The organism is Amycolatopsis sp. cmx-4-83 (genome assembly GCF_046548815.1).
In the GTDB taxonomy this organism is placed as follows: Bacteria; Actinomycetota; Actinomycetes; order Mycobacteriales; family Pseudonocardiaceae; genus Amycolatopsis; species Amycolatopsis pretoriensis_A.
Map to the genome: position 1 here is coordinate 133261 of NZ_JAEBEF010000017.1, position 11566 is coordinate 144826.

Consider the following 11566-nt stretch of genomic DNA (forward strand, 5'->3'; position numbering starts at 1 on the left):
GCGCCTCCGACAAGGCGCGAACTTAGGTGACCCTAACAAACGGATGGTGAGGATGCACTCCTGTACCATCGGTTAGCCTTACCTAAAATGAGTACCAGTCGGAGGTGCGGTGCGAACAGACCCCGGAGGGATCGCTCTCACGCGACGCCCGCCACACACGGGACGTGCGCTCGGTCTGCTGGCCGCCCTCGGTGTCCTGGTTTTCCTGTGCCTGCTGAGCGTCTGGCTGGGCTCGAAGGAGATCTCGTTCGGCGCCGTCTGGCAGGTGCTGTGGCACGACGACGGCTCGGCCGACGCGGTCATCATCCACAGTGTCCGGATGCCGCGAACCCTGCTGGCCGTCCTGGTGGGCACCGCGCTCGGCCTGGCCGGCACGGTGATGCAGGCCCTGACCCGCAACCCGCTAGCCGACCCCGGTCTGCTGGGCGTGAGCGCCGGAGCCGGGTTCGCGATCGTCTTCTCGATCACCGTGCTCGGCATCAGCTCGCTCTACGGCTACATCTGGTTCGCCTTCGCGGGAGCGCTCGCCGCGACCGCCGTCGTCTACTTCCTCGGTACGCGCGGGCGGGCCGGGTCGAGCCCGGTCAAGCTGGCGCTGGCGGGCGCGGCCGTCACGGCGCTGCTGGCCTCCTTCACCAGCGCGATGGTGCTGTCGGATCCGGTGGCGCTCAACCGCTACCGCTTCTGGTCGTCGGGCTCGCTGTCCGGCGTGGACGCGAACGCCCTGCTGCAGGTGCTGCCGTTCCTCGTCGTCGGCGTGGTGCTCGCGATCGCGAGCGGCCCGGCGCTCAACAGCCTGGCCCTCGGCGACGACGTCGCGATCGCGCTGGGCCGGAAGCTCGGCCCGCTGCGGCTGCGCGGCGCGCTGGCGATCACCCTGCTGACCGGCGCGGCCGTCGCCGTCGCCGGGCCGATCCTGTTCCTGGGCCTGATCGTCCCGCACGCGGTGCGGTTCGTGCTGGGCCCGGACCATCGCTGGCTGCTGCCCTACACCGCGGTGCTCGCCCCGAGCCTGCTGCTCGCCGCCGACATCCTCGGCCGGGTCCTGGCGCGGCCGAGCGAGATCCGCGCGGGCGTGATCGTCGCGTTCCTCGGCGCGCCGTTCTTCATCTACCTGGTCCGCCGGCGCAAGCTCGCGGAGTCCTGACATGAGCGAGCTTGCGAGCGAATCGACCAACACCGCGCCTTCGGCTCAGGCCGCGCCGAGCGTCAGCGAGGCGTGCGCATGAGCCTGCTGCACCTCCGGCGCGACCGCGTCACCTTCCGCCTCGCCGCACCCCCGGTGTCCGGCCGCGTCCGGCCGCGGCTGCTGCTCGTCTCCGGGATCCTCGCCGTCCTCGCGTTCGTGTTGTTCTGCCTGGGCATGACGATCGGCGACGTCCCGATGAGCGTGTCCGACGTCCTCTCGGGCCTCTTCGGCGGCGGCGACACCGGGAACACCTACATCGTGCAGGAACTGCGGCTGCCGCGGGCGCTGACCGGGCTGCTGGCCGGGCTCGCGTTCGGCGCGTCCGGCGCGGTGTTCCAGACGATCACCCGCAACCCGCTGGCCAGCCCGGACATGATCGGCATCAACGCGGGCGCGGCCACGTTCGTCGTCGCCGGGATCGCGTTCGGCTTCGGCGGCGGGCTCGGCACCACCACCCTCGGCCTGGCCGGCGGCCTGCTGACCGCGTTGCTGGTGTACGCGCTGGCGTGGCGGCGCGGCACCACCGGGTACCGGATCCTCTTGGTGGGCATCGGGATCTTCGCGATGTGCACGAGCCTCACGGACTACCTGCTGAGCAAGGCGCAGATCACCGAGGCGCAGGCGTCGATCGGCTGGCTGGTCGGCAACCTCGCCAACCGCGGCTGGGACCACGTCGTGCCGCTGTTCGCCGCACTGGTCGTGCTGTTCCCGCTGGTGCTGGCGCTGTCGCGGTGGATGGGCACGCTGCTGCTCGGCGACGACGTGGCCGCCGGGCTCGGCACGCCGGTGCAGCCGGTCCGGCTCGGGCTGCTGCTGGCCGGCGCCGGGCTGGTCGCGTTCGCGACCGCGTCGGCCGGGCCGATCTCGTTCGTCGCGCTGACCGCACCGCAGATCGCGCAGCGGCTCGCCCGGCTGTCGTCGCCGCCGATCACCGCGTCCGCGCTCACCGGCGCGGTCGTGGTGCTGGGCAGCGACATCATCGCGCGCGAGCTCACCGCGTCCGCGCTGCCGGTCGGCATCGTGACCGGCGTGCTGGGCGCTCCGATCCTGCTCTGGCTGCTGGCCAGGGCCAACCGTTCCGGTTCCGGAGGCTGAGAAGATGACACCGTCCCTGCGCGTGCGGGACCTCCGCGTCGCCTACGACGACCGGGTCGTCATCGACGGCCTCGACCTCGAGATCCCGCCGGGCCGGATCACCGCGATCGTCGGCCCGAACGCGTGCGGGAAGTCGACGCTGCTGCGCACGCTCGCCCGGCTGCTCACGCCGAAGTCGGGGGGCGTCTACCTCGACGGCCGGCCGATCCACGACCTGCCGACCCGCCAGGTCGCCCAGCAGCTCGGCATCCTCCCGCAGTCACCGGTGGCGCCGGAGGGCATGACGGTCGCCGACCTCGTCGGCCGCGGCCGCGCCCCGCACCAGAGCTGGTGGCGCCAGTGGTCCACATCGGACGAAGGCGCGGTGCGCGAAGCCTTGGCGGCGACGGAGATGACCGACCTGGCCGACCGCCCGGTGGACGAGCTTTCCGGCGGTCAGCGCCAGCGCGCGTGGATCGCGATGGCGGTCGCGCAGGGCACACCGGTGCTGCTGCTCGACGAGCCGACGACGTACCTCGACCTGGCGCACCAGATCGACGTCCTCGACCTGGTCGTCGACCTCAACCGCGGCGAGGGCCGCACGGTGGTGATGGTGCTGCACGACCTGCCGCAGGCGTGCCGCTACGCCGACCACGTGATCGCGATGAAGTCCGGCCGGATCGTGGCCTCGGGCGCGCCGACCGAGGTGATCACCGAGGAGCTGGTGGACGAGGTGTTCGACGTCCGCTGCCGGATCACCGCGGACCCGGTGAGCGGGACGCCGATGGTGATCCCGATCAGCCGCCACCACCCGGCGCCGGTGCACCAGGGCTGACCCCGGCAAACTGGCAGGGACGGCCTTCTTCGCGCCGAGCCCGACTTCGGCTATCCTGGGCCCCGGCCCGCCTCGCGTGTTCCGAGGAACGTCCGGCCGAAACCCCCTCCAGGAAGCAGAGCCATGTTCGTGCTGCCCGAAATCACCACCGGTCCCGAGCGCCACCTGCTGGAGGCCACGATGGACCGCAACCGGCGAGCCGTCGCCGAGACCGCCCGCGGACTGTCGGAGGCCGACGCCCGCGTGCGGCTGGTCGCGTCGATGACCACGCCGATCGGGCTGGTCAAGCACGCGGCCATGGCCGAGCGGCGGTGGTTCCAGTGCCTGCTGCTGGGCCGCGCCGAGTCCGAATGCGACGGTCCCACGACGCCGGGCGACCCCAGTTTCGTCGTCACCGAAGGGGAAACGGTCGCCGACGTGATCGCCGAGTTCGAGCGGGCCGGCGCCCGGTCCCGGGAGATCGCGGCCCGCTTCGACCTCGACGACACGTGGACGCACGACGTCCTCGGCGAGGTGAACCTGCGGTTCGTCTACCTGCTCCTGATCGAGGACTTCGCCCGCCACGCCGGCCACGGCGACATCCTGCGGGAGCAGCTGGCCGCCCGCTGACCCCGTAGCCTGCGGCGTGAACGACCTGGCTCGACGGCCCGCTCGAGCGCGCTCAGGCCGGCCCGACCTTCATCATACGATCACGTGAGCAGGTGATTTTTGAACGTCAGAAGCGAACATCACGCCTGCCGCCGCGGCCGCGAGCGTCACCAGCAGCCACAAAATCTGCCAAGGACTGACACAACGCCCACCCGAAGTGTCCTTCCGACTTCGAACAGCGTTTACGATCTCCGTCTGGCGGGTCAGCGGGCGCTGACCGCGTACTCCCCCGCCGGCGCCGCCACCACCCGGCGGTCCACGACGGACTGCAGGATCTCCCCCACCCGCACCGCCGTGTTCGACAGCAGCGACGACGTGATGCCGTGCGTGTGCTCCGTTCCGCCCTGGAGGTAGATCCCGCCGCGCAGCACAGGTTCCGTGGTCAAGCGGTAGTCACGCTCGACGCGCAAGCGGCCCTCCTCGTCCCGGGAACACCGCGGGCCGAGCTCGCCCAGCAACGGCGTCGGGTCGGCCGGGCGGTAACCGGTCGCGTAGACGATCGCGTCCGCCTCCAGCACCGTGCGCTCGCCCGTCGTCAGTGACTCGATCGTCGCCGACACCGCCGTGCCCGTGTCGATCACCTCGACCGGGCGGGAGACGTTCAGCAGCCGCAACCGCTCCACCCCGAGCACCTTCTCGCGGTACACCCGCCGGTACAGCTCGTCGATCAGGTCGATGTCGACCGCGGAGTAGTTCGTCGCGCCGTGGTAGCGCATCAGGCGGTCCTTGACCGGTTCGCCTGCGCGGTAGAACTGGTCGACGGCGTCCGGGTCGAAGATCCGGTTCGCGAACGAGCTGTCGTCGGCCGGGCTGTAGCCGTAGCGGGCGAACACCGCGCACACCTCGGTCTGCGGGAACTCGTCGTGCAGCAGCGCCGCCACCTCGGCGGCGCTCTGCCCGGCGCCCACCACGACCAGGCGCCGGGGCGATGTTCCGCGCAGGGCGTCGACGCGGAACAGCAGTTCGCTGTTGTGCCAGATCCGCGGCCCGGCGGTGATCCCTTCGGGCAGCTGCGGCCGCAAGCCGGTGCCCACCACCAGGTTCCGGGCGCGCAACGACGAGCCGTCCGAAGCCTCGACGTCGAAGTAGGCCACCTCGGAACCGTCGTACACCGGCTTCACCGACACGACCTCGGTGCCGTACGAGACGACGTCGTCGACCTTCGCGGCCGCCCACTCGAAGTAGTCGTGGAACTCGACCCGCAGCGGGAAGAGGTTCTTGTGGTTGATGAAGTCGACCAGCCGCCCCGCTGAGTGCAGGTAGTTCAGGAAGCTGAACTCGCTGGTCGGGTTCCGCATGGTGACCAGGTCCTTCAGGAACGACACCTGCATCGTGGCCGTGTCGATGAGCATCCCGCGATGCCAGCCGAACTTCGGCTGCCGCTCGAGGAAGTGCGCGGTCACCGGCTCCCCGGCGCCGGCGTTGTGCTCGGCGAGGGCGATCGCGAGGGCCAGGTTCGACGGTCCGAAGCCCACGCCGACGATGTCGTAGATCGGGACCTCTGCAGTCATGTTGCTCCCTCGCGTGCTCCGGTACCGTTCAGGGAACCCTAACCTAACTTAGGCGAGCCTCGCCTAGTACGTTCGTGGTGATGTTCGTCCCCCGATCACGAAAGGGCACTCTCGAATGCGCGTGGCGATGTTCGGCTACCAGACCTGGGGGCACCGGACCCTGCAGGCGCTCATCGACGCGGGGCACGACGTCGCCCTCGTGGTGACGCACCCGAAGAGCGACCACGCCTACGAGCGGATCTGGGCCGATTCGGTCGCCGACCTCGCCGAGGCCAACGGCATCCGCGTCCTGCTCCGCACCCGCCCGGACGACGCCGAACTGCTGGCCGAGCTCAACGCCGCGGACCTCGACCTGATCGTGGCGAACAACTGGCGCACCTGGCTGCCCCCGGAGATCTTCGACCTCCCGCGGCACGGCACCCTCAACATCCACGACTCGCTGCTGCCGTCGTACGCGGGCTTCTCCCCGCTCATCTGGGCGCTGATCAACGGCGAGCCCGAGGTCGGCGTCACCGCCCACATGATGGACGGCGAGCTCGACGCGGGCGACATCGTCCTGCAGCGCGCGATCCCGGTCGGCCCGGCGGACACCACGACGGATCTGTTCCACCGCACGGTCGACCTGATCGCCCCGCTCACGGCCGAAGCGATCTCGAAGATCGAGACGGGGTACACCCCGGTGCCGCAGGACCGCTCGAAGGCCAGCTTCTTCCACAAGCGCGCCCGCCGCGACAGCCTGATCGACTGGACCCTCCCGCCCGAGGACCTCGAGCGCTTCGTGCGTGCGCTGTCCGACCCGTACCCGAACGCGTTCACCCACCACCGCGGCGAGGAGCTGCGGATCCTCAAGGCATCGGTGTCGAAGGGGCACTACGGCGGCACGCCGGGCCGGATCTTCATCAAGGAGGGCGACGGCGTCGTGATCGTGGCCGGCCCGCAGGCGCGCCGCGGTCGGTCGGCCGGTCTGGTCGTCGAGCGGGTCCGCACCGCCGACGGCACGGAACTGCCGGCGCACGAGTACTTCAAGACCATGGGCGGGTACCTGACCGACCGGCCTTGATCCGGTGAGCGGGAATTCCTGGCCGCCGCGGTGTCCCGGCGGCCAGGATGACCCGCATGCCCGGGATCAGCTTCCTCGACGCCCACCGCACCTGGGTGCTCACCGGCACGACGACCACCTACGCCCTGCGGCTCGACGAAGACGACGTCCCCACCCACGTGTACTGGGGTCCGCGCCTGTCCCCACCCCAGGTCGTCGAACTCACGCAGAAAACGCCTCCCCGCTGGGACGGCTTCAACGACCCGAACGAAGGCCTCGACGAACTCGCGGCGGACAGCGGCACCCGTTACTGGACCCCGGCCCTGCAACTCCGCTTCGCCGACGGCACCCGGGGCCTCGAATGGCGGTACCAGCGCCACGAAATCACCGAGCGCCACCTGGCGATCCACTTCACCGACCGCCACTACTCCGTGCGGATCACCCTCCACTACCGGTTCCGGTCCGACGTCCTCGAACGCTGGACCGAGCTGTCCGCCGACACCGACGTCGAGATCGCCCGGGCCGACTCCGCGACCTGGGCCCTGCCCGTCCTCGACGACTACCGGCTCAGCCACGCCACCGGCCGCTGGGCCGCGGAAACCCAGCTGCGGCGGGAACCCACCCCGCACGGGGAGACCGTCTTCGGCAGCCGCCGCGGGATCACCAGTCACCACGCCAACCCCTGGGTCATGGTCGACGACGGCACCGCCACCGAACACCACGGCGAGGTCTACGGCGTCGCGCTCGCGTGGAGCGGCTCGTGGCGCCTCACCACGACCCGCTCCTCGACCGGGCGCCTGACGGTCAGCGGCGGCTTCGGGCAAGACGGCGTCGTCCACCGGATCGGGCCCGGCCGGCCGCTGACCACCCCGGTCGCCGCCGGCCTGCACACCGGCGGCGGGTTCGGCGCCGCGAGCCGCGCGTGGCACGCCTACGTCCGCGAACACGTCCTGCCGCACCCCGCGGAGCTGCGTCCGGTCCTCTACAACTCCTGGGAAGCCACGGGATTCGCCGTCTCCGAAGGCGGCCAGCTCGCCCTCGCCGAGCGGGCCGCGGCGCTCGGCGTCGAGCTGTTCGTGCTGGACGACGGCTGGTTCGGCGCCCGCACCGGCGACCACTCCGGGCTCGGCGACTGGCACGTCAACCGCGAGCGCTTCCCCGGTGGCCTCCGGCCGCTGGTCGACGCGGTGCACGCGCTGGGCATGAAGTTCGGGCTCTGGGTCGAGCCCGAGATGGTCAACCCGGACAGCGACCTCCACCGCGCCCACCCGGACTGGGTGCTGCACCACCCGCACCGGCGCCGGTCGGAACTGCGCAACCAGCTCGTCCTCAACTTCGCGCGGCCCGACGTCGCCGCGTGGGCGCACGGCTGGCTCGACCGGCTCGTCGGCGACCACGGCGTCGACTTCCTCAAGTGGGACATGAACCGCCCGTTCAGCGAAGCGGGCTGGCCGGGCGAAGCGGACCAGGACCGGCTGTGGGTCGAGCACACCCGTGCGGTGTACGCGATCCTGGACCGCCTCCGCCGCGATCACCCCGGCCTGCGGATCGAAGCGTGCAGCGGTGGCGGCGGCCGGGTCGACCTCGGGGTGCTCGCCCGCACCGACCAGGTCTGGCCGTCGGACAACACCGACGCCCTCGACCGGCTCCGCGTCCAGCACGGCTACAGCCAGCTCTACCCGGCCCGCGCGATGGCGGCCTGGGTCACCGACGGCCCGAACTTCGTCACCGCCCGCTCGGTGCCGCTGCGCTTCCGGTTCCACGTCGCCATGGCCGGCGTGCTCGGTCTCGGCGGCGACATCGCGCACTGGCCGGACGAAGACCTCGCGCTCGCCCGGGAAATGATCGCGCTGTACCGGGACATCCGGCCCGTGGTGCAGCACGGGGCGCTGCACCGGCTCCGGCCACCGGTCGACGACGGCCTCGTCGCGCTCCAGTACGTCCTCGGCGACCGGTCGGTCGTGTTCGCCTACCGGCAGGCCGCGCACTTCGCCGAGCCGGACCGGCCGCTGCGGCTCGGCGGGCTCGATTCCGCTGACCGGTACCTCGATCCGGGTTCCGGCACCACGCACTCCGGCGCCGTGCTGCTCGCCCACGGACTGCGCCTCGGGCTCCCGACCGGCGACTTCGCGAGCGCAGTCGTCCGGCTGGAGCGAATTTCGCGCTAGAGATCGGATCTATCAGCCACCCTTCGACGGTTTCACCGCCTCTGAACGCTTGACAGCCCATCAGACGTCAGATCAAATGCGTCATACATCACATCTGGTGGGAGGCTCGATGAGAAGGTCACTGGCGCTGGGCGCCGCGGTACTCCTGGCGGTGAGCGCGTGCTCGGTCGGGTCGAACACCGGCGGTGGCACCGAAATCACCTTCCTCACCTTCGAGACACCGAACCTCACGCCCGCCTACTGGGACGCCGCGATCAAGCGCGTCACCGAAAAGAACCCCGGCATAAAGGTGAAGAAGCTCGTCGCCCCCACCGCCGACGGCCGGACGTCGTACGCGAAGCAGCTGCTGCAGTCCGGCCAGTTCCCGGACGTGCTGATCGCCGTGGACTCCGCGGGCTTCGCCGAGGCCGGCAACCTCTACGCCTGGACGCCCGACGAGCTCAAGGACTTCCAGTTCCCCGAGGCCAACCCGGTCAACGGGAAGTACTACCAGCTGCCGGCGAACACCCAGACCATCCCGCCGGTCTACTACAACAAGAAGATGTTCGCCGACGCGGGTGTCGCCGCGCCGCCGAAGACGTGGGCCGAGCTGGTCGCCGACGCCGGCAAGCTCAAGGACAAGGGCTTCGCGCCGTTCACCATCGGCGGCGGCAAGGACGGCTTCCCGTCGTCGATGATCCTCTCCGGCCTGGTCGGCACCGAGGTCTACCCCACGACGCCGGACTGGCTGACCCAGCGGCGCCAGGACAAGGTCAAGTTCGCCGATCCCGCGTTCCAGCACGCCTTCTCGAAGCTCGCCGACCTCGTCGCGCGGGGGTACGTGGACAAGACGAGCGTTTCCCGCGACTACGCGGCGACCGAGCAGGCTTTCCTCGACGGCAAGAGCGCGATGTACCCGATGGGCAACTGGTTCGCCGCCAACGCCGACTCCAAGAAGCACGACTTCGAAGTCGGCGTGTTCGACTTCCCCACCGAGGACGGCAAGCTCGTCGTCCCGGCCTACACCGGCGGCGGCATGATCGTGAACGCGAAGGCCGCGAACCTCGACGCCGCCAGGAAGTTCGCGCTCGGCTTCCAGCTGGACAAGGACCAGCTCGACGCGTCGGTCAAGGCGGACGGCCTGTTCCCGGCGATCAAGGGCTACACCCCGCCGGCCGACGTGGGCCCGACGTTCAAGGCCGGGTACGACCTCTACACCCAGGCGGTGCGGCAGAACGCCGTCGTCCACGCGTTCCGCTGGGAGACCGCCGACGACGGGTTGCTGCCCGGCATGAAGGACAAGGTCGACCAGGCCGCCCAGGACGTCATCACCGGCCGCAAGACGGTGGCCGACGCGTGCGCGTTCCTGGACACCGAGTGGGCGAAGGCGGGCTGACTTGGCCACCGCCGGCACCCGCAAGCCGGTCCTGCCGCGGGTCGGGCACTTCGCGTCGTTCGGCGCCCCGGGCGTGCTCGTCTACGTGTGCTTCGTGCTCGCTCCGATCCTGATCAGCTTCGGCTACAGCCTGACGAACTACAACCCGTTCCACCCGCCGGTGCGGTTCGTCGGCTTCGACAACTACCGGCTGCTCTTCACCGATGAGCAGTTCCTCACCGCGCTCGAGGTCACCACGATCCTGACGCTGATCGTGGTCGTCGTGCCCAACGTGCTCGGTCTCGGCGTCGCGCTGCTGCTCGACCGGAAAGGCTGGCTGTACAACGCTTTGCGCAGCGTGTTCTTCACCCCGGTGATCCTCAGCTCGGTCGTCGTCTCGATCGTCTGGTCGCGGCTGCTCGACGACGCCGGGCCGCTGAACAACCTGTTGCGCGCGCTGGGGGTCGAGCACCCGCCGGGCTGGCTTTCGGACCCCGATCTGGCGCTGTATTCGGTCGCCTCGATCGTGTGCTGGCAGATGCTCGGGTTCTGCGTCGTCGTTTACCTGGCCGGGCTGCAGGGCGTGCCGGCCGAACTGCTCGAAGCCGCCGAGATCGATGGCGCCGGGCCGCTGCGCCGGTTCCGCGCGGTTACCTGGCCGCTGCTGGCGCCGTCGTTGACGATCACTACGGTCGTGCTGCTGATCTCCGCGTTCAAGACCTACGACTACGTCAAGGTGATCACCAACGGCGGCCCGGGTTCCGGGGCCACGGCGACGATCGCGTTCGACGTGCTGCAGACCGGCTTCGACGCCAACCACGTCGGCTACGCGTCCGCGATGGCCGTGCTGATGCTGGTGATCGTCGCGGTCGTGACGACCGTCGTGCTGAACTTCCTCCGCCGCCGAGAGGTGGACCTGTGACCCGCCGGCTGGTCGCCCTGCTCGTCGGCGCGGTGTTCTTCGTGCCGCTGTACCTGGTGCTGGCCAACGTCTTCAAGCGGGGCGACCTGATCGCGAAGGAACCCGCGTCGCTCCCGCTGCCGCCGACGCTGGCCAACATCCACGCGGTGCTGACCCGCCCGGACGGCTTGTTCTGGGTCAGCCTGGCCAACAGCGTCGTCGTGACGGTGTCGTCGATCCTGGTCCTGACCGTCCTGTCGGCCATGCTCGGCCACTACCTGGCGCGTTCGCGCAAGCGGTGGACGAAGGTCCTGACGCTGGTGCTGCTGGCCGGGCTGATGATCCCGCCGCAGGTCATCCTGATCCCGATCACGGACGTCCTGCGCGTCACCCACCTGATGGCGTCGCTGCCGGGGCTGATCCTGTTCAACGTCGGCTACTACGTGCCGTTCGGGGTCTTCGTGTTCAGCGGGTTCGTCCGCGGGGTCCCGGTCGAGCTGGAGGAGGCGGCGCTGCTCGACGGCGCCGGCCGGATGCAGGTGTTCTGGCGCGTGGTGTTCCCGCTGCTGCGCCCGGCGACGGCGTCCGTGCTGATCTTCCTGGGCGTGTGGATCTGGAACGACTTCATCGACCCGCTGATCATCCTCGGCCCGGGGCAGGGCACGACGATCACGACGGGCATCTACCGCTCGATCGGCCAGTACCAGGCGGACCTGGGCAGCGTGTTCGCCCTGATGTTCCTGGCGACGCTGCCGGTGCTGATCTTCTACCTGGCGCTGCAGAAGCAGTTCGTGAAGGGCCTGACCGGCGGCGCGACGAAGGGCTAGCGCGCACTTTCACGTGAAAG

At 70.2% G+C, this 11566-nt stretch carries 10 protein-coding genes; 9 read left to right on the top strand and 1 reads right to left on the bottom strand.

From position 1 onward, the window contains the following. The first annotated feature begins 109 nt into the window (after positions 1 to 109). The 4 genes from ACLJQM_RS41435 (at position 110) to ACLJQM_RS41450 (ending at position 3707) form a co-directional block, all read left to right on the top strand. A complete protein-coding gene (locus ACLJQM_RS41435) occupies positions 110 to 1147 on the top strand; it encodes a FecCD family ABC transporter permease (protein ID WP_410635798.1) in 1038 nt (345 codons plus the stop codon). 78 nt (positions 1148 to 1225) lie between these two features. Then, on the top strand, positions 1226 to 2284 hold the full coding sequence (locus ACLJQM_RS41440) for a FecCD family ABC transporter permease (protein WP_247023120.1): 1059 nt from the start codon (positions 1226 to 1228) through the stop codon (positions 2282 to 2284). Positions 2285 to 2288: 4 nt separating this feature from the next. Then, entirely contained in the window at positions 2289 to 3098 is an 810-nt protein-coding gene (locus ACLJQM_RS41445) for an ABC transporter ATP-binding protein (RefSeq protein ID WP_360770882.1), read from the top strand. 123 nt (positions 3099 to 3221) lie between these two features. Beyond that, positions 3222 to 3707 (top strand): DinB family protein, encoded by a 486-nt coding sequence (locus ACLJQM_RS41450; RefSeq protein ID WP_247023118.1) that lies wholly within the window; start codon positions 3222 to 3224, stop codon positions 3705 to 3707. Positions 3708 to 3949: 242 nt separating this feature from the next. On the opposite strand, the gene ACLJQM_RS41455 is transcribed toward ACLJQM_RS41450, so the two are convergent. After that, positions 3950 to 5257 carry a lysine N(6)-hydroxylase/L-ornithine N(5)-oxygenase family protein gene (locus ACLJQM_RS41455; RefSeq protein ID WP_410635799.1) on the bottom strand — a complete coding sequence of 436 codons (1308 nt, stop codon included), beginning with the start codon at positions 5255 to 5257 and terminating at the stop codon, positions 3950 to 3952. A 115-nt stretch (positions 5258 to 5372) separates the two neighbouring features. Between ACLJQM_RS41455 and ACLJQM_RS41460 the strand changes: the two genes are divergently transcribed. From ACLJQM_RS41460 to ACLJQM_RS41480, 5 genes are all read left to right on the top strand, one after another. Then, positions 5373 to 6317 carry a methionyl-tRNA formyltransferase gene (locus tag ACLJQM_RS41460; RefSeq protein WP_410635801.1) on the top strand — a complete coding sequence of 315 codons (945 nt, stop codon included), beginning with the start codon at positions 5373 to 5375 and terminating at the stop codon, positions 6315 to 6317. 56 nt (positions 6318 to 6373) lie between these two features. Then, the gene (locus tag ACLJQM_RS41465) at positions 6374 to 8464 is read left to right on the top strand and encodes an alpha-galactosidase (RefSeq protein WP_410635803.1); all 2091 of its coding nucleotides are present in this window, start codon (positions 6374 to 6376) and stop codon (positions 8462 to 8464) included. A 109-nt stretch (positions 8465 to 8573) separates the two neighbouring features. Further along, the gene (locus ACLJQM_RS41470; protein ID WP_410635804.1) at positions 8574 to 9839 is read left to right on the top strand and encodes an extracellular solute-binding protein; all 1266 of its coding nucleotides are present in this window, start codon (positions 8574 to 8576) and stop codon (positions 9837 to 9839) included. A gap of 1 nt (position 9840) precedes the next feature. Beyond that, positions 9841 to 10740, top strand: coding sequence for a carbohydrate ABC transporter permease (locus ACLJQM_RS41475; protein WP_410635805.1), 900 nt, complete (start codon positions 9841 to 9843; stop codon positions 10738 to 10740). After that, on the top strand, positions 10737 to 11546 hold the full coding sequence (locus ACLJQM_RS41480; protein WP_247023112.1) for a carbohydrate ABC transporter permease: 810 nt from the start codon (positions 10737 to 10739) through the stop codon (positions 11544 to 11546). Before ACLJQM_RS41475 ends, ACLJQM_RS41480 begins: the two co-directional genes overlap by 4 nt. Positions 11547 to 11566: the final 20 nt, after the last annotated feature.